This window comes from Mesorhizobium sp. M0293, assembly GCF_040321735.1.
GTDB lineage: Bacteria > Pseudomonadota > Alphaproteobacteria > Rhizobiales > Rhizobiaceae > Mesorhizobium.
In genome coordinates, this window is the sequence record NZ_JAMYSA010000014.1 from 64,868 (window position 1) to 85,187 (window position 20,320).

The following is a 20,320-nucleotide window of genomic DNA, read 5'->3' on the forward strand; positions in this document are numbered from 1 at the left end:
TGAAGGGTTGTAGCGTTGACAACCATGGCTCCGCTGCTCGCGGCGCAGGGGGTGTCGAAGTCTTTCTTCGGCAACCCCGTCCTGCGCGACGTTTCCATCGCTCTCCAGCCGGGCCGCGTGCATGCGCTGCTCGGCGAGAACGGCGCGGGAAAGTCGACGCTGATCAACCTGCTGTCCGGCGCGCTACGCCCGGATGGCGGGACCATCGAGGTCGATGGACGCGCGGTCTCGCGCATGACCCCGGCTGTTGCGCGGCAGGCCGGGATCGCCGTCGTCCAGCAGGAACTCAGCCTGACGGCCAGCCTTTCCATCGCCGAAAACATCGGCCTCGGCGCCTATCCCAGGCGGTTCGGCCTGGTCGACTACCGCGAACTCGCCGCCCGAGCGAGGGCCGCTTGCGACCTTGTCGGTCTGTACGAACCGCTGTCGACGCCGGTCGGGCATCTGTCGCTCGGCCGCCGGCAGATGGTGGAAATCGCCAAGGCGCTCTACCGCCGGCCGCGCGTGCTCATTCTTGACGAGCCGACCTCGTCGCTGTCGGCAACCGAAACGAAAATCCTGACCGATCTGCTGGAGAAGTTGCGCAGCGAAGGCATCGCAATTCTCTACATCTCGCACCGGCTCAACGAAGTCATGAAACTGTGCCAGCATGTCACGGTTCTGAAGGACGGCGCCTGCACGGCCGACTGCACCCTGGAAGGAACCGATGCCGCCGGACTGGTGCGGCTGATGGTCGGTCGCGACCCCGGTGATCTCTTCCCACAATGGCAGCCTTCGGCCACACCTGCCGACGCCATCTCTGTCCGCAAATTTGCCGCCGGCCTGATGCATGACGTCGATCTTGACATCAAAACGGGCGAGGTGCTCGGCATTGGCGGCCTAGTCGGGCAGGGGCAGGAAGATCTGCTGCTCGGCCTCTACGGTGCCATCCCGGCCCGGACGGCATCGGCGACCGTCAACGGCACCGCCGGCCTGCCAGGCGGCGTGCCGAAAGCCAATGCGGCAGGCCTTGCTTACGTGCCAGCCGACCGCAAGCGAGAAGGCTTGCACCTGATCCATCCCATCATCACCAACATGATGCTGCCCGCCTTCGCCAGGCTGCCGGCGCTGAAGCTGCGCAGCCGCCGCGCCGAGCGCGAGACGGCCAAAGGTCTTGCCGTCCAGCTCGGCATCAAGGGCGACCTCACCCGGGCGGCGCAGGCCCTGTCGGGTGGCAACCAGCAAAAGGTGGCGCTGGCCAAATGGATGCCGCACGACCCGCTGGTGCTTCTGCTCAACGATCCGACGCGCGGCGTCGATGTCGAAACCAAGCGTGAGATCTACATGATGCTGCGCAACTTCGCCGCCGCCGGAAAAGCGGTGGTTCTGCTCAGTTCCGACACGCCCGAACTGGTGCACCTTTGCGACCGTGTCGCCGTTGTCCGTGAAGGCCGCATCGTCGCCATGCTGGCGCGCGGGGCGCTCAGCGAGGAAGCCATCGTCTCCGCTGCCATGGGTGCGGAACAGCGGAAGGTCGCGGCATGAACACATCTCTTTCCCCAAGCCAGACTGGCGCGCTCTACTGGCCCGTGCAACTGCGCCGCAATGTCGGCGTGCGCAGCCTGTTTGCCGTCGTCCTGGTGTTTCTCGTCGCCTATGGCGTTCTCTTTCCCGGCCTGTTCACAGCCTCCGGCTTCGCCAAATTCACCCAGAGTTGGTTTCCGTTGGCGCTGGTCGCCATGGCGCAGGCGATCCTGATGCTCACCGGCGGCATCAGCCTGGCCATCGGCGCGACGGTCAGCCTCGGCGCGGTCATCGCCGCGACGACGATGGCCGGGCCGCTCGGCGTCGCCGGCGGCACTGCCGCGGTGGCGCTGACCGGTCTCGGCATAGGGGCGGCAACCGGCTTCATCGTGGTGCGGCTTCGCCTGCCGGCGATCGTGGTGACGCTTGCCGGTTCGTTCATCATCGGCGGCGCGGCACTGCTCATCCTGCCGCGGCCCGGCGGCGCCATTCCGGCGTGGCTGTCCGATCTGCTTGCCGGCAACACGCCTGCAGCCTTTGTGCTTCTGGTGCTCATCGTTTTGCTGTGGAAGCTCTATCTCGCCACGCCGCTTGGTTTGAGCCTCTATGCCGCCGGCGAGAATCCGGTTGGCGCCTATCGCTCCGGCGTGCCGGTCGATGGCGCGCGCATCGCCGCCTACGCGATCAGCGGCCTGCTCTCCACCGGTGCCGGCCTGTTCGTCGCCGCGCAGACGGGTTCGGGCGACCCGGTCATCGGCGCCGCCTTCACGCTCAACTCCATCGCTGCCGCCGTGCTCGGCGGCATCGGCTTCCTTGGCGGCCAGGGCACGATGCGCGGCGCGCTTGCCGGTAGCCTGCTGCTCAGCCTGATGATCAGTGTAATGTTCTTCCTCGGCTTCACGCCTGTCGCCCAGTATGTCGCCCAGGGCCTGATCATCATCGGGGCGGTCGCCATCCCGCAATTTCGCAAGGTACAGCAATGACGGCTTGGAAAGAGAGCGCAGGCGGTAAACGCGCCTTGGCAGTCCTGCGCAGCCGGCCGTTCCTGACAATTGCCATCGTTGCCGCGGTCTGGATCGTGGCGAGCTTCGTTTCGCGCGGCTTCGGCGCCTATGGCCATTTGCGCTATCTGGTCGAGCTCGGCGCCGTCATCGGCCTGGTTGCCGCGGGCCAGACTTTTGTGGTGATCGCCGGCGGCATCGATCGTTCGGTTGCGGCCATCGTCACGGTCCGCGCCGTCAGCCTGCCGCTGCTGTCGTGGCAGGCGGATCCGACCGGCCTCACCGCCATCCTTGCCGTTCTGGTGCTGACCACGGCAATCGGCCTGGTCAATGGGCTCGGCGTCGCGCTGCTGCGCGTCCACCCGATGATCATGACCCTGGCCATGGCGACGTTCCTGCAGGGCCTGCTGATTATCATCGCCGGCGGCAGCGCCGTGACCGCCGAGAACCCGCTGGTCCACTGGCTCGGCAATGGCCGGCCGGCCGGCATTCCGGCTGGCGTTCTGTTGTGGGTGGTCGTCTCCGTGATCGTGTTGACCACGATGCACGCCACATCGCTCGGCGCCCGGATCTTCGCCATGGGCGCCAATCCGCTTGCCGCGGCGCTGTCCGGTGTTCCGGTCACGTCCACGACGCTTGCGGTCTACGGTATCAGCGGCTTCTGCTCGGGACTTGCCGGCGTGCTCGTGTTGGGCATGAACGGACAGGGCTATGTCGGCATCGGTGATCCCTATCTGCTCGCCTCGATCGCCGCCGTGGTGCTCGGCGGCACCTCGATCCTCGGCGGGCTCGGCACCTATGCCGGCACCATCCCCGGCGCCATCTTGCTGGTCACCATCACCGCGCTGATCACCGTGGTCAACGCATCGCCCGGCTGGCGCAGCATCCTGTTCGGCTCGCTGATCCTTGGCCTGCTGCTGCTCTCAGGCCGGGAGCAGGCCCGCCGATGACACATCGTCCAGCCGGTAGATGCGCCTTGCGTTGCCGAAGAACAGCGCCGTCTGCTCGTCCGCGGAAAGGTCCGCTGTGATGGTTTTGAAGCCGTCATATATGTCATCGAACGAGGCATGCAGACCGGCGACCGGAAAGTCGCTGCCGAACATGGCGCGACCGGTGCCGAAACAATCGATACAATGCAGGACGACGGGCTTCAGACTGTCGAGCGTCCAGTCATGATCGTAGGCGACCAGGTCCGATATCTTGATGGCGACGTTGTCGCATTGCGACAGAAGCCGCAGCCCGTCGCGCCATCTCTGCATGCCGTCGGCGTCGCGGTCGATCGGACTGCCGCAATGGTTGAGCACGAATTGCTGATCGGGGAAGGCAGCCGCAAGGCGAGCCGCGCCGGCGAGCTGGCGCGGAAACACCATCAGGTCGAAGGCCAGCCGATGCTGGCCAAGCAAGGCAAGCCCGTCGCGCCAGGCCGGATCGTCCATGATGCCGTCACGGGCCGCAAAGCGGCGGGCAGGGTCGGGATCCCAGCTCAATATATCGCGCACGCCGACGACACGCTCGAACGCGGCTTGCGCTTCGATCAGCGCCGGCGCCTGGCGATCGGCAAGCGGCACCTGAATGACATAGCGCGCGGCGACGCCCCGCGATTTGTCGAGCGTCTCCAGCCAGCGTGTTTCACTGATGCAGTCGTCGCTCGCCCAGCCGGCTTCAACATGCACGGTGGCGACGACATCGTGCTTGCCGGAGTCTCGCGCATAGTTCTCGGGAAGATAATTTTGGCGCAGCGGGCCAAGCTCGCCCAGGCCGCCGCGCTCGCCGGCCGTGGCGGCCAGCCAGGGATGCCGTCCCAAGCCGAGATCCCAGAGATGATGATGGGCGTCGATGATCGGTCCGGCGTAAGGTTCTGGCACGCGTCTCTCTCATGCTGTGGCCGGCATCGATTGCCGGCTTGGTTCTGCGACGGTGAAAGGGTTAGCATCGGATGACTGAAAACTCATCGCCCCCACCGCTTTCGGTGCGCGAAAATTTTCGGCTCGACGACCGCATCCGCGGGGTACCTCCCGGCACCTCCGGGCTGGACAGCAGCCTCGTCGCAGGCGAGCACTGGCATCCGGCCGAGGGACGCATGGCGTTGCCGGTGCTGACCCTCGACGAGACGACCTTCGCCGCCAACCGCGACCTGATCCTGCGCTATGCGCGCGAACACAATGTTGCGATCGCACCGCATGCCAAGACACCGATGGCGCCCGACCTTGCCCGATCGCTGGTCGAGGCCGGAGCATGGGGCACCACCGTCGCCGACATCAGGCAGGCGACAGTGATGCTCAAGGCCGGCCTGACACGGCTGATCATCGCCAATGAGGTTGGCGGGGCCGGCGGCGCCAACCGGCTGGCCGTGCTTGCTGGTGCCTGGCCGGATGCCGAGTTCTATGTCTTTGCCGACTCGGTCGACGCCGTGAACGCGCTTGCCGAGGCTTGGCGCGCCAATGCGGCGCTGCCGCCGTTGCGCGTGCTGGTCGAACTTGGTGCGGGCAGGGCGGGTGCTCGCACCACCGCACAAGCCGAGGCCGTCGCCGATGCGATCACAGCTGCCCGCGGGCGACTGCTGATCGCCGGCGTTGCGACCTATGAAGGGGCGGCGGCGCAACTCGAGCCTGGCCGCACCGACGAAGTGATATCAGCCCTGCTGGCAATGACCGCCGACATGTTCCTGCGGTTGCGCGCCCGCGTCGGCGGCGATGCGCCGCTGATCGTCACCGCCGGCGGCTCGGTCTTCTTTGACAAAGTGGTCGCGGCACTTTCGCCCGTGGTTTTCGGCGACGGCAATGCGACGCTGGTGCTGCGCAGCGGTGCCATCTTCTTCCACGACCATGGCACCTATGATCGCTCTCTCGGCGCACTCGATGCCCGCAAGGGTTTTGCCATAGGCGGCATCACAGCTTCGGCGCGGCATTCGTTTCGCCCCGTGCTGCGGTTGTGGGCCGAAGTGCTGTCGCAGCCGGAGCCCGGCCTCGTCATCTGCGGCATGGGCATGCGTGACGTGTCGTTCGACCAGGGCTTTCCAATGCTGCTCACGGTCTTCCGCGCCGGCAACCCATTGCCGATGCCCGCCGCGCGCGCCGAGGTGGTCAAGCTCAACGATCAGCATGCCTTCCTGTCGATTGCGCCGAGCGACGACATCGCCGTCGGCGACGTCGTCGAATTCGGCATCTCGCATCCCTGCACCTGCCTCGACCGTTATCGCGTAATCTTCGGCGTCGACGCGACCGGCCACGTCCGCCACGCCTTTCCCACCTGGTTCGGCTGACCAGATCCCCAAAAAGAGAACCTCGAAAGGATCCGATATGATCAAGTATTTTCAGTCCGGCTCGCGCATGTCGCAGGCGGTCGTCTATGGCGGCCTCGTTCACATAGCCGGCCAGGTGGCCAATGACCGCAAGGCCGGCATCGAGAGCCAGACCAGCGACGTACTGGCCAAGGTCGAGGCGCTGCTGGTCGAGGCCGGCAGCAGCAAGTCGAAGCTGGTGGCGGTCAACATCTTCCTGCCGCACATCGGTGATTTCGAGGCCATGAACAGCATCTACGATGCCTGGGTCGATCCGCAGCGCCTACCGGCGCGGGCCTGCGTCGAGGCACGTCTTGCCGATCCCGACTTGCGCATCGAAATCACCGCGGTCGCGGCGGTCTGACCATGCACACCGGCCTCGCCCACACGCTAGACTTCGACCACGACGGCAAGAAGCTCAGCCATCTCAGCATTCCGTTCTCGATCGACCGCTCGCCCTACTTTCAGGTCAAGGTGCCGATCTGCCTCATCCGCAATGGCGACGGCCCGTCGCTGCTTCTGATGGCCGGCAATCACGGCGACGAATATGAGGGCGAACTGTCGCTGGCAAAACTGGTGCGCCGGCTCGATCCGAAGCGGATCAAGGGTCGCATCACCATCATGCCGATGGCCAACGCCCCCGCGGTGATGGCCGCCAAGCGCTGCTCGCCGCTCGATGGCGGCAATCTCAACCGGGCCTTTCCTGGCGACCCCTCGGGCACGCCGACCAGCCGTCTCGCCAATTTTCTTGAGACCGAATTGTTCCCCCGCCATGACGTCATCTTCGACATCCATTCCGGCGGCACGTCGATGGAGCACTTGCCGACAGCACTGGTCGAGCGCAATGCCGATCCCGAGCGCCACAAGCGGGGGGTGGAGCTGATGCGCGCGCTCGGGATGCCGTACGGGTTCGTGGCCGACAACGGTCAGGCTTCACCGACCTCGATGGGCGCAGCCCGTCGCGCCGGCGCCATCGGCGTCAGCGGTGAGTTCGGCGGCGGCGGCACCGCCACGGTCGATTCGATGGCTATCACCGCCCGAGCGCTCGACAGCCTGATGGTGGCGTCGGGCATCGTCGAGGCGCCGGTCCTGGCGCCGAAGGCCGAGCCCGCGGCGCCGACGCGGCTGTTGTCGCTGTCCCGGCACAGCCAGGGCCTCTACGCCACTCGCCGTGGCTGGTTCGAGCCCGCCGTCAGGCTGGGTGATAATGTCAGCGCCGGTGAATTGGCCGGCTGGTATCACGATCTCGAACAGCTCGACCTGGCTGAGGAGGCGCTGCATTTCGCCGAAAGCGGCTTCGTGCTGTCGCGCCGGCTGCACACGATGTGCGAGGCGGGCGACTGCCTGATGCAAGTCGCAGAGCCGGTCGACGGCTGAGCCAAAACAGGATCAGGCAGAGGATATTCCATGCAGCAACTGTCGATGTGGACCTATCCCTGGGACATCCAGGATCTCGGCCTGGAGACGGTCGAACGTGATCTTGTCGAGCGCGCCGGGCTCAACATGATCAGCCTGGCGACATCCTATCATGCCGGGCGCTTCCTGCAGCCGCGCAGCCCGCGCCGCAAGGCCTATTTCCCTGAGGACGGCACCATCTATTTCAAGCCGACCGCGGCGCGCTGGGGAAGTCTCGCCATCCAGCCCAAGGTGGCTCACGTGATCACCGAGGGCGGCGACGTGCTCGGTCAGCTTATCCGCCGGCGCGACGCGGGCGGGCTTGGCGTTTCGTGCTGGACGGTCTGTTTGCACAACACCCGCCTGGGCATGCTGCATCCGCAGGCCGTCACCCGCAACGCCTTCGGCGATGCCAACTACTACAGTCTCTGCCCGTCGCATCCCGATGCGCGCGCCTATGTCCGCGCGCTGATCGCCGATATCTCGCACAGCTACCGGCCGGACCGGATAGAACTTGAAAGCCCGTCCTTCATGGGCTTTGCCCATGAATACCATCACGAGAAGGACGGTGTTGGCCTGACGCCGGAAGACGATTTTCTTTTGTCGCTGTGCTTCTGTCCGTCCTGCGTCGCCCGTGCGGCAAAAGCCGGCATCGATGGCGAGGGGGCGCGCAAGCTCACCAGGCAATGGATCGTCGAGACCTGCGAGCGTGCGGTGCCTGAGCGGCGCTTTCCCGATTTTCCCGCCAGCGGCCTCGACGCCTTTGCGCCGTGGCCGGAGCTCCATACCTATCTCTTGTGGCGATTCGAGCCAGTGACCAGCCTGGTCGCCGAACTGCGCGAGGTCGCCGATCCCACGACGCGGGTCGTCATCATCGATCTGAAAGACGGCTGGCTTGGCGGTTGCGATCTGGCAGCGCTGGGCAAGGTCTGCGACGGGGCGATCCTGTGCGCCTACGACATGCAGGCCGGCGATGTCGCCAGCCTGATGGAGGCCGGCCGTGCGGCACTGGGCGCGGACAAATTCCTCGGCACCGGCTACCGGCTGTTCTATCCGGAAATGGCCAGCCCCGAAGTGCTCGCAGCCAACGTCAAGCCGGCGCTGGCGCTCGGTGTCGACGGCATCAATTTTTATAATTACGGCCTCATTCCCGCCGCGCGGCTCGACTGGATCGGTGCTGTTCGGCAGTCTTGAGCCAGCGGGCCAATGCTCGTCGGCCACGAGGCATCTGAAATCCTCGTGGAAATAGGGCCGGGTCAATTAGATGGAATGGCGCGCCCGAAGAGCTTCTAACTCCTGACCCTCAGATTCGTAGTCTGATTTGAACTTTCGGCTACCGCCGCAATCCGAACATGGAAGCGGCCATCGCGTTAGGCAGCACGGTTCGCCAGCACCGCGTGGAGCGCCTCGGGTTTAAGGTGCGTATACCGTTTCAGCATTTTCCAGTCCTTGTGCCCAGTAACTAGGGCAACCTGTTCAATCGTGAATCCAGCCTCAAAAAGGCGGCTCGTGCCTTCGTGCCGCAAATCATGAAAATGAAGGTCGTGAATGCCCAGGTCACCGCACCCTCGGCGGAAGGCGGTGCCGACTGACCTGTGATTGAATGGGAAAATTCGATCATCGTCGTTGCTTCGCTTGGCGCGCTGCTCCTCAACAATGGTCCACGCGTCGTAACCGGTCGCTGCGAACAGCGGTATACGCTGATTGTTGCCGCTCTTGTTCCGCGGGTCTTTCCGGTCACGGATGAGAAGCATCCGCGTGCGAGTTTCCAAATCGGACCAACGTGCCTTGCAGATTTCCTCCTGGCGCATCGCGGTTGCGACGGCGAAACGTATGATCTGGCTAACCGGTGCAATTTGACGAGGGTTTGCATCGAAGTGACCGATGAGCCTGTCGAGTTCATCCTGCGTCGGCCGCCTGTCGCGCTGATGGCCTTTCCCAAGGAGGCCAAGCCTTTTTAGCGCGATACGCGCGAGATCAACCGGTTCGACCTTGACGGGCAGGCCGTGAACCGCAGCGGCATGAGCCAGAATGAGTTTTACAAAGCCTATGTCGATACCGAGAGTCATCGGTCCGGCGCCTTGGGCGGCCCGGTCGCGACCAAAACGAATGAGCCGCTCGCGATCGAGGGCTGCAATGTTGCACTTCCCCAGATGTCTCTGGAGCATATCGAGCGCTGCGGCCTTGGAGCGGCGAGGGGACTTGCCTACATCGCACATGTCGTCGATATGAAGGTCGATGAGTTCGCCGAAAGTTTTCAGGCGCGCTATACGGGACTTGGTCGGCGTCTCACCGCGATCGACTTGGCGCTCGGTTTCGGTCGCCCAGCGCCGTGCGTCGTCTCTGCGCAGGAAGGTCTCGCTGACGTAGCGACCTTTACGACGGACTTGGACGCGCCAGGAACCGGACGAGAGCTTTGTGTAGGTAGCCATTTTTTCGTGTGCGCTCCGTGTGCACTGAGAGATCGAAACGTGGCGAAAAGGGTCGTATCCTGGCGTAAATTCGTGTGCACGCGGCAGGTTCTAACGATTTGATGTTAAAGAAAAAATGCTGAAAAATCAAGATCATAGACTGGCCGTGGCGCCCATGATGGACTGGACGGACCGGCATTGCCGGTTCTTCCATCGCCAGTTGACGAGCCATGCGCTGCTCTACACCGAAATGGTGGTGGCCGACGCCGTCATCCATGGTGCGCGCGAGCGGCTGCTTGGCTTCGATGTGGCGGAACATCCGGTTGCCCTGCAGCTCGGCGGCTCCGATCCGCAAAAGCTTGCCGAAGCGGCGCGCGTCGGCGAGGCCTTTGGCTACGACGAGATCAACCTCAATGTCGGCTGTCCATCGGACCGTGTTCAGTCGGGTACGTTCGGCGCCTGCCTGATGAAGGTGCCTGACCTCGTCGCCGGCTGCGTCGCGGCGATGAAAGCGGCGGTGAATATCCCTGTCACCGTCAAATGCCGCATCGGCGTCGACGAGCAGGATCCGGAGCCGGCCCTCGATGCGCTGGCGGATGGTGTTTTCGATGCCGGCGCCGACGCGCTTTGGGTGCATGCGCGCAAAGCGTGGCTCGAAGGGCTCAGTCCCAAGGAAAACCGCGACATCCCGCCGCTCGACTATGACAGGGTCTATCGGCTCAAGGCCAAAAAACACAATGAATTCATTGGTATCAACGGCGGCATTCAGTCCGTTGAGGAGGCGCGGGCGCATCTCGATCATGTCGACGGCGCCATGCTTGGCCGCGCCGCCTATCATACGCCCGGCATTCTGGCCGGCGTCGATGCCGCCTTCTACGGCGCCAAGTCCGAAGCGTTCGATTTCGCCGCGCTGATCGATGTCATGGCGGACTATGCGGCACGCCATATCGAGCAGGGCGGGCGGCTTGGCCATGTCACCCGTCATATGGTCGGCCTGTTCCATGGCTTGCCCGGCGCGCGCCGCTACCGCCAGATCCTGTCCACCGACGCGACCCGGCCCGGCGCCGGACCAGACGTGCTGAAGACGGCTTTCGCTGCAGTCGAGTTCAGTGGAGTGGCGGCCGAAGCGGCCTGAGTCTAGGAGCCGGAGTTCAGTCTCTGAGGATCATGCGGTCGCCGCGCACGTCGAAACCCGAGAGCGAGCCGATGAAGTTCATGCCGAGCAGGCTCTGGCTGAGCATGCCGGGTGCAGCGATCATCACCGGCATGTTCCTGCGGACGATACCGCCGATAGCCAGCTGATCGGTTTTCACGGCCGCGGCGCGCGCCACGCCGTTGGCGGTCGAAACCGGTATGGTGTAGTTGAGCGCCGCTGGATTGAATCCGGCGGCTTGCGCGTCTTCGGACGTCAGCACGGTGCTGGTCGCGCCGGTATCCACCACGGCTCGGACCGGGTTGCCGTTGATCAGGATGCGCGCTTCGAAGTGGCCGTTGTCCGCCTTGTCGAGCGTCACCGTGGCGTGACCGTCTTCGACGCCGAGCGCAAGCGGGCTGCCGGGAACAAGGCCCGCGGTCACGCGGCTGGCGACATCCTGCAGCTCATAGCGATATTGATAGCCGGCGATCAGCGCGAGCACGATGGCCGCCCAGGCGCCGAGGTTGCGAGCCATGGCGCCCAGAGGGCGGCCCGAGCGAAGCAGACCGGCGCCGATGAGGGCGCCGAAGGCGCCGAGCCAGATCAGCCGGCTGAAATCGTAGTTCTCGACGCCGAGCGTGCTGCCGGCGGAATCGTTGAGCATGAGCAGGACTGCTCCCACCCCGATCGCGGCCATCAATATCCAGAACAACCGGCTCATCTGCGCCTCACGAAAGCGCGTCGCGTTCGCGCGCCATGCGGGTGCGACGCGTTTCCCGGCGCGGCCGGCGTTCGACCGTTTCCAGCCGAGCCGGCAATTCGGCCATGACGCTGCGGCGCGTTTCCGGCGTCATTCCGATCCATGTACCGATTTCCTCGCGCGTGCGACCGCACCCGAAACAGAAGCCGGTTTTCATGTCGATCGAACAGACCAGGATGCACGGGGATTCGATGGCCGTCATGACTTTCTCTTGGGTTTCCAGCCGGAACCCCTTGTTCCATCTCCACATGGTGCAACGGCAAAGCCAATGCAAGCCCTCGCGATTGCGCCGTTCGCGGCCAGCTTTGCGCCAAATGCAGGACCATGATCCAAGAGGTTGTGCCCACGACGCAAGGCGGCTATGCCGCTCACCTACTCCAGGGAATGATAGCCAACGAGATGACCAGCGCGCTGCCTTTTGACGATTTTCGCAACCTGCTGGCCAATCTGCCGGCGGCCGACACGACAGCCGAGGCCCGTGTGCGCACGCTGTTTGCCAAGGCCGACAAATCAGGCAATTCGCTTGGCCGCATCGAGGACATCGCCGCGTGGCTGGCCGCTTGGAGCGGGCGAGCTCCTCCCGCAGTGACAAGACCGCTGATGGCGGTCTTTGCCGGTAATCACGGTGTTGTCAGGCACGGCATTTCGCCACGGCCGGTAGCGGCGACCGCCAATGCGGTCGAGCTTTGCGCGGCCGGAGGTGCTGCGATCAACCAGATCTGCATTGCCAACGATCTCGGGCTGAAGGTTTTCGATCTTGCCCTGCACATTCCGACCGCCGACATCACCTGTCATGCCGCATTCGACGAGCGCGGCTGTGCCGCCACCATGGCCTTCGGCATGGAAGCGATCGCTGGTGGTACCGATCTGCTGTGCCTCGGCGATCTCGGCGTCGGCAACTCCACCGTTGCTGCAGCCCTGTTTGCGGCGCTGTTCGGGGGCAGGGGCGTCGACTGGGTCGGCACTGGGTCGGGCGCCGATGCGGCGATGCAGGCACGCAAGGCAGACGTGGTCGATGCGGCGCTGGCCTTTCACGCCGGCCACCTCGGCGACCCGCTCGAGGCGCTGCGCCGGGTCGGTGGCCGTGAGTTCGCGGCGATTGCTGGCGCCATCCTTGCCGCGCGGATGCAGAAGATCCCAGTGCTGCTCGACGGGCTCGCCGCAACGGCCGCCGCAGCGGTGCTGCATGCCGCCAACCCCGCCGCGCTCGACCATTGCCTGCTCGCCAGCCTGTCGCCAGAGCCCGCACACGCCCGCACCGCCGAACGCCTCGCCCTGCGCCCATTGCTTGATTTGGGCATCAGCCATGGCGAAGGGGCAGGGGCGGCCCTTGCCGCGGGTCTGGTCAAAGCCGCCGCGCTGACCAGTTCGGGCATGGCTGCTGCGGTGCGCGGCTAGAGTCTTGACGATCAGCGCCGGAGATTGGGAATGCGGTAGACGACAGCGGTATATTTTGGGTTGGAGCGGCTGCCGATTATGACGCCGCCGAGGCGTTCCGCTATTCTTCTACTGGCCACGTTCCTTTCGGCAACCGGATATTCGAAGCAGTCCGGTTCGAGTGTCTCGGCGGCCCACTCAGCAACAGCAGCAATTGCCTCCCTACCAATGCCGTTTCCTTGAGCGTCTTCTCTAATCCAGATCCCGAGCTCGGGACACACGGTCTTCGCCGCATGAAGGCCGACAAGCCCCAGGCAGCGATCGTCTGCCAATGCACGCACAACAAAGTGCAAGTCCGAACCGTCATGGATTGGCGCCAGCCAGGATCGCCATACCTCGGCAAAGGCCGCAAGTGATTGAGGTGGTTCCCACTGCATGAAACGGGTGATGGCGGGAGTGATGGCGACAAAGAGGTCTTCGGCATCGTCGGCTGTAAACGGCTTTAAGCGAAGGCGCTCTGAGTTGATCTCGACACCACCGGCATGCCAGTCATCTGCCGCCATTGTGGAGTGCCGTCCTTCTTATTGACCATCGACCCAGGTCGACGGGGCGCTTATCGCCGCCGAGCTGCTACCGCCGCGGTCGGCAGCGCGGGCAGTTCCTCCATCACCCGGCTCAGCGGGAAGATGGCGATCGCCTCTGTCCCTTCGCGCAGCTTGGAATGAAGTTCGAACTCGCCGCCATGCATGGCGAGCAGCCCTTGCACGATCGGCAGGCCAAGTCCGGTGCCTTGCTCGGCGCTCTTGATGGCGATCGAGCCCTGGCCGAAGGCGGAAAGCACGATAGGGATCTCGTCTTCCGGTATGCCCGGTCCATTGTCCTTGATCGAAATGTACTGTCCGCCCCCCGCCGTCCAGCCGACGCGGACACGGATTTCGCCTCCGGTGGCGGTGAACTTGATGGCATTCGACAGAAGGTTGAGCGTGATCTGCCGCACCGCCCGCTCATCGGCGAACATGCGCGGTAATTGATGCTCGAAATCCTGGACGACGCGGATATCCTTGTTGCGCGCCCTCAGCTCCATCATGTGACAGCAATCCTCGACGATGCTCAGCAGCATAACCGGCTCTTCATTGAGCTGGTAGCGGCCGGCCTCGATGCGCGACAGGTCGAGGATCTCGTTGATCAGGTCGAGAAGATGCTGGCCAGATTCGTGCACGTCGTGGGCGTAGTCGCGGTAGGTGGGATTGCTCATCGGCCCGAGCACCTCGTTCGACATCACCTCGGAAAAACCGAGAATGGCGTTGAGCGGCGTGCGCAGTTCGTGGCTCATCGAGGCGAGGAACCGCGACTTCGCCAGATTGGCATCTTCCGCCCGGCGCCGCGCCTCGTCCGACATCGATTTCGCCGTCTCCAGTTCGGCGACCAACGCATCCTTTTCGGAGCGGAACGACAGCATCATGAGGGACGAGCGGTTGAGATGGCGGGCTACATAGGCGAAGAAGGGCAGCGACACGACAAGCAGCCCGGCCATGATCGCCTCAACCGGCATCCATAGCTTGAACCCAACATAGGCGTAGAGCGCCGCGGGAGCTGCAAACGTCGCCAACAGCGCTCCGCGCAGGGACGAAGTCATCACCGCGGTCGCCGCCATGGCGAACAGCAGCACCACCGCCTTGACCAACTGGAATTGGTCGACCTCGCAGGCGCCGCAGCCAAGCCAGACGAACCAAGCCCAGCCGAGGCCGCAAAGGAAGTGTCCGATCAGGAATTCCCGTCGTGTTTGCAAAGGGTTAAGCTCGGAAGCTTCCGTTCGCTCGATGCGCCGCGCCATGAAGGCGACGATGGTGTAGCAGGTCAGCGTGAACAGCGCCCAGAGCCCGACCTCGTTGCCGACGCCGGCTAGCCGGCCGGCAGCCGCGATCACCAGGATGAGAAGCGGGATGGCGATGGCGCCGCTTGTCATTGCGCGGGCATGGAGCTTCAGCAATTCGCGATCGAAATCGGGATTGCCGGCCTGCTGCGAAAGACGGTCACGCGTCTTGCGCACCGCGCGCGCCACATCGTTGTTGCGATGAGGTTTCCTGCGGTCCACAATGAACTTGTCCGCTGTGTTCGAGCGTTGCAAGGGCATCAAAACTTCAATTTATGCGAGCAGCGGTTTCCAAGTGTTAAGCTACGTTCGAATGATTAACCAACCGTTTGCCATATGAGCCGATCCTGGTCGCCGAGGCCGCGCCGGCGATACGTCGCGCCACCCAGAAGTCTGTGGCGCAGGCTGGTGGATTACGGACTTACCGTCATCATTCTCGGGTTGCTGATCCTGCTGGCGGCCCGCCTCGACCGGGTGGAGACACGCAAGACGCAAGGCGTGGCAATCATCAACGACGGCGATTCGATCACGCTTGGTGCCGAGCGCATCCGCTTGCGCGGCATCGATGCTCCGGAATATACGCAGACCTGCCGCAGGAACGGCGCCGATTATCCCTGCGGCACGCTTGCGCGCCAGTCGCTGGTGCGCCTGATCGGCGGCCAGCCCGTCTCCTGTACCGGCTGGCAGCGTGACCGCTATGGCCGGCTTCTCGGCAATTGCACCGCCGGCGGCAAGGATCTCAATCGGGCGCAGGTCGAAGCGGGATGGGCGGTTGCCTATGGCGACTTCGAGAACGAGGAAGCCACTGCCCATGCGGGAAAAACCGGTATCTGGGCAGGTACGTTCGACCAGCCGCAGGAATGGCGCGACAGCCACCACGGCGAAGTCGTCGAGAGAAAACATGGCACACTGGCGTCGATCGGCGATGCCGCGCGCGAGATTTTTCGCTTCTGGTGATCCGCATCGTGTAATTGGACCGCGAACGAATGGGAGGATGGAGATGAAGCTCTTCGACGGTGGCCGGGCGCCCAATCCACGACGGGTCCGCGTTTTCCTCGCCGAAAAAGGCATCACGGTTCCGCAGGTAGCCGTCGACATGGGTGCTCTCGAGCACAGGCAACAGGCGATCAGCTCTCGCAATCCTTTGCAACGCCTGCCGGTGCTGGAGCTGGACGACGGCACCATCATCACCGAATCCGTCGCCATCTGCCGCTATTTCGAGGAACTGCATCCCGAACCAGCCCTGTTCGGCCGTGGCGCACTCGGCAAGGCGCAGGTCGAGATGTGGCAGCGACGAATGGAGTTCAACTTGCTCAGCTGCGTCACGCAGGCGTTTCGCCACATCCATCCGGCCATGAAGGAATGGGAAATCCCGCAGATCCCCGAATGGGGCGAGGCCAACAAGCCGAAGGCTGTGCAGTTCCTCAGGCTGCTGGACGGCGAACTGGGCAGCCGGGAGTTTATCGCCGGCGACAGCTATTCGATCGCCGACATCACCGGCCTGATCGCCGTCGACTTCATGAAGCCGGCACGCATCAAGGTGCCGGATGAATGCGCAAATGTGTTGCGCTGGCACCAGGCCGTCTCCAGCCGACCGCGCGCATCAGCCTGACATGACCGCCGAACTCGACAGCTTCACCGCCACGGTTCGCGCTTGCCGCATCTGCGTGGAAAACCCCGTCGGCAAGCCATTGCCGCATGAACCGCGGCCGGTGCTGCGGCCATCGTCCAGCGCCCGTATCCTGATCGCCAGCCAGGCGCCGGGGACCAAGGTGCATCTGTCGGGTATGCCGTTCACCGATGCCTCCGGCGACCGCCTGCGCAGCTGGCTGGGCGTGACGAGCGACGAATTCTACGACATCGAAAAATTCGCTATCGTGCCGATGGGCTTTTGCTTTCCCGGTCAGGACGCCAAGGGTGGAGACCTGCCGCCGAGGCGCGAATGCGCGCCGGCCTGGCGCACGCCTTTGATGGCTCTAATGCCACGGATCGATCTGGTGCTGACGATTGGCAGCTATGCGCAGTCCTGGCACATGGGTGCCGCGCGCCGGCCCTCGTTGACGGAAACGGTGATGGATTGGCGCGCCATCTGGGAGAATTCCGTTGGCCGCAAGGTGCTGCCGCTGCCGCATCCGTCGTGGCGCAACAGCGGCTGGCTGAAGAAGAATCCATGGTTTGAAATGGATTTGCTGCCATTCCTGAGATCGGAAATCCGCTATCGCCTCGGTTGATCTTTCAGCAAGAAATCACTCGCTTTTCCATCAATTGGCAGAATTTCTTTCTTGTGAAAGGTCGAAATAAGGGGGACTATAGCCAATCTATTCCCCGAGGGACAAAAATGGACCGCCTTGATAGAAAAATTCTCCGCCTTTTGCAGGAGGACGCGACACTCGCGGTCGCCGACGTCGCCAAGAAAGTCGGGCTGTCGACGACGCCTTGCTGGCGGCGCATCCAGAAGCTCGAGGAGGAGGGCGTCATCAAGCGGCGCGTCGCCATTCTCGACCATGAAAAGGTCAATGTGCGCGTCACCGTCTTCGTGTCGATCCGCACCAATTCGCATAGCCATGAGTGGCTGAGGCGCTTCTCGGAAGTCATCCAGGAGTTTCCCGAGGTGGTCGAGTTCTACCGCATGAGCGGCGACGTCGATTATCTCCTGCGCGTCGTGGTGCCCGACATTGCCGCCTATGACGCCTTCTACAAGCGACTGATCGCCAAGATCGAGATTCGCGACGTGTCGTCGTCATTCGCCATGGAGCAGATCAAGTACACCACCGAAATCCCGCTTGACTACATGGTGCTGGACAAGGAGTCGGGCGCCAACGCAGCTTGAGCTTGATCATCGCGCAAGGTTGTCCCGCTTAGTTCTTCTTTTTGTTGAGGAAACTCCAGGGCGAGTTTACTGGCAGCGTGACGGCGTCCGGCACGCTGTCGACGGCCATCACCTCTGCCTTGCGGACGCTGTATCCCGACTGGATGACGCTGACGCCATCGAGGATGAACAGCTGGCTCTTCTCCATGTCCGGCTTCATCGCGCCGGTGACAGCGACCGGCTGATAGGCCTCCGACATCTTGTAGGGGCGAGAAGGCGTGACCAGAACGATTTGGTTGGGCGGCGGCGTCGGCATGTGGCTGCACGCACCCGTCCACGGCACCAGCAGGAACTGATAGACAAGGTCGCCGTCGCGATCGACGGGCAATGCGTAGCCGGCCAACTGAATGCTTTTGTCCTGCAGATCGAGGGATAGCGTCTCGCCGTGATCCGGCAATTTTGCGGCGATCATCGGCAACCCGACGTTTTCAGCGGCCGCTTGCGCAGCGGGGCGCAGATCCTTCCAGAATATGTGCGCGGTCTCCGCCGAGGCATCACCGATGGAAACAGCAAATGCCGCAGCCAGGACCGCAACTGATTTGAGGCGATTGTTCATGGGCTCCATTCTTCGCCAAGCTGCTGCCCGGATCGAGTCAAACCGTCGTGATTCGAGCGCATATTTGCAGATGCCAGATCCGGCTGTGCCATCAATCCACACTTTCGCTCTTGCGCGCAATTCGATCGCCGTTGTGGGGTAGCGCGCTTGTCAGCGACCTCGCGTGAAACTGGACACGAATAAATGCTTGGGAAAGAGCCGAAAATGGCTTGCCCGGTCGCGACTGTGGAGCAGAAAATCGATCGGCCATAGGATGCGAACCGGCCGCGTCCGTGTCCACGGACCTCGCCAGAACATGGAGAAGTATCATGCCAGCCAGCGATGATCTCAAGGGGCTGATGAAATTCCTTACCCGTGAGCAATGGCGCGAATGTTTCGAAGAGGTGCTTGACGATCATTTCGGCCCAGTTCTCGAAGCCTACGACATGGATTTCGAAGACCTCACCGAAATCCTCGGCGAGGTTTGGGCGATGACCGTTTGGGGCTGCGCCTTCGAGGACTTTCTGAGCCTGGACTTCGAGGGTGAACCCGGCAACATCGTCGATGACTATGTCAAGCGTAGAGGCTGGAAGGAAAATGCACAATCCAAAGCTTATATGATGGCGTTACGGACCTCCGTCATGAGCCTGTATGAAGTAAGCAACGTCGTGCCTGGACAATCACTTGCGGCGCGTGACCTTATCCGCGGAGGTGAACCTATCAACGTTAGCGAGGGCACCGCCACGAAGATGTTGAAACAGTGGGATAAGATCGCTGCACGGGTCGTGCCGGTCATGGGCAAAAACGTCCTTGCGGGCGGTGTCTTGCCGTTCACGCCGCAGGCTACGGAAGCACTGTTCGACGGACTGCGCGGCGCGTTCGGGAAAAGAAATGCAAAGAAGCTGCCCGCGTTGAGGAATGAAGAGCTGCAGGCGGCGGCATCCATGTTCACACTGTCATGGTTGTTTGACACCCTCAATAGGATGATGGAGAGGCCGACGCTGCGAAATAGCGATGGCGACGACATCGTATTCCATGATGTCCGCTTTCCCTTGGCATCGGGCGTGGCGCCGGAAGAGATTGCTTCTCGATTGAACACCATTCGGGGCATGTCACAGGAAAACGCGAACTTCTGGAACTGGCTGGAAGAGACACCACAAGGCAGAGACAAGCCAAAAGCGGCGAAGGCGCCTACAATCGACACCACGGCGGATAGCGGTTCGTGTGTGCTGGGCAATGCCGAACTGAAGGGGCCCTTCCTCCATCTGTCCACCAATTCCGCAGAGCGAGCTGCAAGAGGGACGGCCTTGGTTCGCCAAGCCCTCGGCGATCTAGCGCGGACCCCCCTCACTGAAATCCGCACTGTCGAGCAGATGTTGGCCGAACGATCTGGCAAGCATGTCGAAACGCCGTCATCGAGTGCGCCACCTGAAATCGCCGAACAGGGTGTTCACGAGTTCTTGGATCGGCATTATCTGGAAACTCTTGATCAGCCCGTCGCAATGTTGGGGAACAAAACACCGCGTCAGGCCGCCAAAACCCCGGCCGGCCGCCTGAAGGTCGCCGATTGGCTGAAGTATCTCGAAAACCAGACAGCCAAACAACCAGACCCTGTCAATCCGATGGCCACCTATAGTTTTGAATGGATTTGGAAAGAGCTCGGCCTTCAGGACCTGCGTCAATAGTGCGCTGCTATGTGCTCATCCATCGATGCACCGTTGGCGCGAGTCGATCGCGCCACGCGTCAGCCTTTCTTGGCGATCCGCTCGAGCGTCTTGGCATTGGAAAGTTCGTTGACAGCGTCCTTGCCGATCCAGCGCGCGGTCCTATCGGTCGACTGCGCCAGTCGTTCGGCGACGGCAAGCGCGGCGCCATGCATAGCCATCGATCGTTTGCCGATCGATCGAAGCGCCCAGTTCACGGCTTTCTTCACGAAATTGCGGCTGTCGGTGGCATGCGCTTCGATGATCGGCAGGAAGTCGAGGAAGCTTGTCTCCGGTTCTTTCTTCCGGTGAACGACAGACCAGGCCATCATGGCAAAGGCCGTGCGTCGAACGAACTCGCGTTCGTCCGCCGCGAACTCCTCGATCAGTTCCTTCCAGGCGTCGGTGTCGACGAAGAGGACGGAGCAGCCGGAGACGCTATCCCAGGAATCAAAAGACGCCGACCATCTTCTTGCAT

At 63.1% G+C, this 20,320-nt stretch carries 22 protein-coding genes and 1 tRNA gene; 14 read left to right on the forward strand and 9 right to left on the reverse strand.

The features are described from left to right. Positions 1-24: 24 nt before the first annotated feature. From NKJ06_RS08300 to NKJ06_RS08310, 3 genes are read left to right on the forward strand one after another with little or no spacing between them, the layout of a single operon-like run. Entirely contained in the window at positions 25-1,524 is a 1,500-nt protein-coding gene (locus tag NKJ06_RS08300; protein WP_352809603.1) for a sugar ABC transporter ATP-binding protein, read from the forward strand. Continuing rightward, positions 1,521-2,486 carry an ABC transporter permease gene (locus NKJ06_RS08305; protein ID WP_352809605.1) on the forward strand — a complete coding sequence of 322 codons (966 nt, stop codon included), beginning with the start codon at positions 1,521-1,523 and terminating at the stop codon, positions 2,484-2,486. The genes NKJ06_RS08300 and NKJ06_RS08305 overlap by 4 nt, the downstream gene beginning before the upstream one ends. Further along, positions 2,483-3,454: an ABC transporter permease gene (locus NKJ06_RS08310; RefSeq protein ID WP_352809606.1), complete on the forward strand. Its 972-nt coding sequence runs from the start codon at positions 2,483-2,485 to the stop codon at positions 3,452-3,454. The genes NKJ06_RS08305 and NKJ06_RS08310 overlap by 4 nt, the downstream gene beginning before the upstream one ends. On the opposite strand, the gene NKJ06_RS08315 is transcribed toward NKJ06_RS08310, so the two are convergent. After that, positions 3,428-4,369, reverse strand: coding sequence for an amidohydrolase family protein (locus NKJ06_RS08315; protein WP_352809607.1), 942 nt, complete (start codon positions 4,367-4,369; stop codon positions 3,428-3,430). The genes NKJ06_RS08310 and NKJ06_RS08315 overlap by 27 nt on opposite strands. Positions 4,370-4,440: 71 nt before the next feature. On the opposite strand from NKJ06_RS08315, the gene NKJ06_RS08320 reads away from it, so the two are divergent. From NKJ06_RS08320 to NKJ06_RS08335, 4 genes are read left to right on the forward strand one after another with little or no spacing between them, the layout of a single operon-like run. Next, positions 4,441-5,766, forward strand: a complete 1,326-nt coding sequence (locus NKJ06_RS08320; protein ID WP_352809608.1) for an alanine racemase — start codon at positions 4,441-4,443, stop codon at positions 5,764-5,766. Positions 5,767-5,803: 37 nt separating this feature from the next. Further along, entirely contained in the window at positions 5,804-6,148 is a 345-nt protein-coding gene (locus tag NKJ06_RS08325; protein ID WP_352809609.1) for a RidA family protein, read from the forward strand. A gap of 2 nt (positions 6,149-6,150) precedes the next feature. Continuing rightward, on the forward strand, positions 6,151-7,161 hold the full coding sequence (locus NKJ06_RS08330; RefSeq protein WP_352809610.1) for a succinylglutamate desuccinylase/aspartoacylase family protein: 1,011 nt from the start codon (positions 6,151-6,153) through the stop codon (positions 7,159-7,161). Between the two features lie 30 nt (positions 7,162-7,191). Beyond that, positions 7,192-8,373, forward strand: a complete 1,182-nt coding sequence (locus NKJ06_RS08335; RefSeq protein WP_352809611.1) for a hypothetical protein — start codon at positions 7,192-7,194, stop codon at positions 8,371-8,373. A gap of 76 nt (positions 8,374-8,449) precedes the next feature. Here NKJ06_RS08335 and NKJ06_RS08340 read toward each other — a convergent pair. Then, positions 8,450-8,519: transfer RNA gene (locus NKJ06_RS08340), tRNA-Ser, on the reverse strand. 30 nt (positions 8,520-8,549) lie between these two features. Continuing rightward, on the reverse strand, positions 8,550-9,611 hold the full coding sequence (locus tag NKJ06_RS08345) for a tyrosine-type recombinase/integrase (protein ID WP_352809612.1): 1,062 nt from the start codon (positions 9,609-9,611) through the stop codon (positions 8,550-8,552). Between the two features lie 115 nt (positions 9,612-9,726). Between NKJ06_RS08345 and dusA the strand changes: the two genes are divergently transcribed. Then, positions 9,727-10,725 carry a tRNA dihydrouridine(20/20a) synthase DusA gene (gene dusA, locus NKJ06_RS08350; protein ID WP_352809614.1) on the forward strand — a complete coding sequence of 333 codons (999 nt, stop codon included), beginning with the start codon at positions 9,727-9,729 and terminating at the stop codon, positions 10,723-10,725. Between the two features lie 16 nt (positions 10,726-10,741). Here dusA and NKJ06_RS08355 read toward each other — a convergent pair whose 3' ends face one another. Both NKJ06_RS08355 and NKJ06_RS08360 read right to left on the reverse strand, forming a co-directional pair. After that, positions 10,742-11,446, reverse strand: coding sequence for a TIGR02281 family clan AA aspartic protease (locus NKJ06_RS08355; RefSeq protein WP_352627749.1), 705 nt, complete (start codon positions 11,444-11,446; stop codon positions 10,742-10,744). 7 nt (positions 11,447-11,453) lie between these two features. Next, a complete protein-coding gene (locus tag NKJ06_RS08360; RefSeq protein ID WP_352627748.1) occupies positions 11,454-11,687 on the reverse strand; it encodes a DUF1289 domain-containing protein in 234 nt (77 codons plus the stop codon). Positions 11,688-11,884: 197 nt separating this feature from the next. On the opposite strand from NKJ06_RS08360, the gene NKJ06_RS08365 reads away from it, so the two are divergent. Continuing rightward, positions 11,885-12,883, forward strand: coding sequence for a nicotinate-nucleotide--dimethylbenzimidazole phosphoribosyltransferase (locus tag NKJ06_RS08365; RefSeq protein WP_352627932.1), 999 nt, complete (start codon positions 11,885-11,887; stop codon positions 12,881-12,883). Positions 12,884-12,894: 11 nt separating this feature from the next. On the opposite strand, the gene NKJ06_RS08370 is transcribed toward NKJ06_RS08365, so the two are convergent. Then, positions 12,895-13,425, reverse strand: a complete 531-nt coding sequence (locus NKJ06_RS08370; protein ID WP_352627747.1) for a GNAT family N-acetyltransferase — start codon at positions 13,423-13,425, stop codon at positions 12,895-12,897. Between the two features lie 50 nt (positions 13,426-13,475). Beyond that, entirely contained in the window at positions 13,476-14,996 is a 1,521-nt protein-coding gene (locus tag NKJ06_RS08375) for a sensor histidine kinase (protein WP_352627746.1), read from the reverse strand. 75 nt (positions 14,997-15,071) lie between these two features. Here NKJ06_RS08375 and NKJ06_RS08380 point away from each other — a divergent pair, with 75 nt between their 5' ends. The 4 genes from NKJ06_RS08380 to NKJ06_RS08395 all read left to right on the forward strand — a co-directional run bounded on the left by NKJ06_RS08380 (position 15,072) and on the right by NKJ06_RS08395 (position 17,565). Continuing rightward, positions 15,072-15,692, forward strand: a complete 621-nt coding sequence (locus tag NKJ06_RS08380; RefSeq protein WP_352627745.1) for a thermonuclease family protein — start codon at positions 15,072-15,074, stop codon at positions 15,690-15,692. A 43-nt stretch (positions 15,693-15,735) separates the two neighbouring features. Continuing rightward, positions 15,736-16,347, forward strand: coding sequence for a glutathione S-transferase (locus tag NKJ06_RS08385; RefSeq protein ID WP_352809615.1), 612 nt, complete (start codon positions 15,736-15,738; stop codon positions 16,345-16,347). A gap of 1 nt (position 16,348) precedes the next feature. Further along, positions 16,349-16,966 (forward strand): uracil-DNA glycosylase family protein, encoded by a 618-nt coding sequence (locus tag NKJ06_RS08390; protein ID WP_352627743.1) that lies wholly within the window; start codon positions 16,349-16,351, stop codon positions 16,964-16,966. 107 nt (positions 16,967-17,073) lie between these two features. Continuing rightward, positions 17,074-17,565, forward strand: coding sequence for an Lrp/AsnC family transcriptional regulator (locus NKJ06_RS08395; RefSeq protein WP_006205209.1), 492 nt, complete (start codon positions 17,074-17,076; stop codon positions 17,563-17,565). A 28-nt stretch (positions 17,566-17,593) separates the two neighbouring features. Here NKJ06_RS08395 and NKJ06_RS08400 read toward each other — a convergent pair whose 3' ends face one another. Further along, entirely contained in the window at positions 17,594-18,160 is a 567-nt protein-coding gene (locus NKJ06_RS08400; RefSeq protein WP_352627742.1) for a DUF3299 domain-containing protein, read from the reverse strand. A 308-nt stretch (positions 18,161-18,468) separates the two neighbouring features. Here NKJ06_RS08400 and NKJ06_RS08405 point away from each other — a divergent pair, with 308 nt between their 5' ends. Further along, complete coding sequence (locus NKJ06_RS08405) at positions 18,469-19,824, forward strand: DUF7986 domain-containing protein (RefSeq protein ID WP_352627741.1); 1,356 nt, start codon at positions 18,469-18,471, stop codon at positions 19,822-19,824. A 59-nt stretch (positions 19,825-19,883) separates the two neighbouring features. On the opposite strand, the gene NKJ06_RS08410 is transcribed toward NKJ06_RS08405, so the two are convergent. Beyond that, on the reverse strand, positions 19,884-20,320 hold a 437-nt coding region (locus NKJ06_RS08410; protein WP_352809616.1), incomplete at its 5' end, for a DNA alkylation repair protein.

Coding starts and splice junctions, on each gene's coding strand:
- NKJ06_RS08390 (WP_352627743.1), top strand. CDS start 16,349: ATGACCGCCGAACTCGACAGCTTCACCGCCACGGTTCGCGCTTGCCGC.
- NKJ06_RS08380 (WP_352627745.1), top strand. CDS start 15,072: ATGAGCCGATCCTGGTCGCCGAGGCCGCGCCGGCGATACGTCGCGCCA.
- NKJ06_RS08375 (WP_352627746.1), bottom strand. CDS start 14,996: ATGCCCTTGCAACGCTCGAACACAGCGGACAAGTTCATTGTGGACCGC.
- NKJ06_RS08355 (WP_352627749.1), bottom strand. CDS start 11,446: ATGAGCCGGTTGTTCTGGATATTGATGGCCGCGATCGGGGTGGGAGCA.
- NKJ06_RS08310 (WP_352809606.1), top strand. CDS start 2,483: ATGACGGCTTGGAAAGAGAGCGCAGGCGGTAAACGCGCCTTGGCAGTC.
- NKJ06_RS08305 (WP_352809605.1), top strand. CDS start 1,521: ATGAACACATCTCTTTCCCCAAGCCAGACTGGCGCGCTCTACTGGCCC.
- NKJ06_RS08320 (WP_352809608.1), top strand. CDS start 4,441: ATGACTGAAAACTCATCGCCCCCACCGCTTTCGGTGCGCGAAAATTTT.
- NKJ06_RS08405 (WP_352627741.1), top strand. CDS start 18,469: ATGCCAGCCAGCGATGATCTCAAGGGGCTGATGAAATTCCTTACCCGT.
- NKJ06_RS08365 (WP_352627932.1), top strand. CDS start 11,885: ATGACCAGCGCGCTGCCTTTTGACGATTTTCGCAACCTGCTGGCCAAT.
- NKJ06_RS08300 (WP_352809603.1), top strand. CDS start 25: ATGGCTCCGCTGCTCGCGGCGCAGGGGGTGTCGAAGTCTTTCTTCGGC.
- NKJ06_RS08330 (WP_352809610.1), top strand. CDS start 6,151: ATGCACACCGGCCTCGCCCACACGCTAGACTTCGACCACGACGGCAAG.
- NKJ06_RS08370 (WP_352627747.1), bottom strand. CDS start 13,425: ATGGCGGCAGATGACTGGCATGCCGGTGGTGTCGAGATCAACTCAGAG.
- NKJ06_RS08325 (WP_352809609.1), top strand. CDS start 5,804: ATGATCAAGTATTTTCAGTCCGGCTCGCGCATGTCGCAGGCGGTCGTC.
- NKJ06_RS08335 (WP_352809611.1), top strand. CDS start 7,192: ATGCAGCAACTGTCGATGTGGACCTATCCCTGGGACATCCAGGATCTC.
- dusA (WP_352809614.1), top strand. CDS start 9,727: ATGCTGAAAAATCAAGATCATAGACTGGCCGTGGCGCCCATGATGGAC.
- NKJ06_RS08395 (WP_006205209.1), top strand. CDS start 17,074: ATGGACCGCCTTGATAGAAAAATTCTCCGCCTTTTGCAGGAGGACGCG.
- NKJ06_RS08345 (WP_352809612.1), bottom strand. CDS start 9,611: ATGGCTACCTACACAAAGCTCTCGTCCGGTTCCTGGCGCGTCCAAGTC.
- NKJ06_RS08400 (WP_352627742.1), bottom strand. CDS start 18,160: ATGAACAATCGCCTCAAATCAGTTGCGGTCCTGGCTGCGGCATTTGCT.
- NKJ06_RS08360 (WP_352627748.1), bottom strand. CDS start 11,687: ATGACGGCCATCGAATCCCCGTGCATCCTGGTCTGTTCGATCGACATG.
- NKJ06_RS08385 (WP_352809615.1), top strand. CDS start 15,736: ATGAAGCTCTTCGACGGTGGCCGGGCGCCCAATCCACGACGGGTCCGC.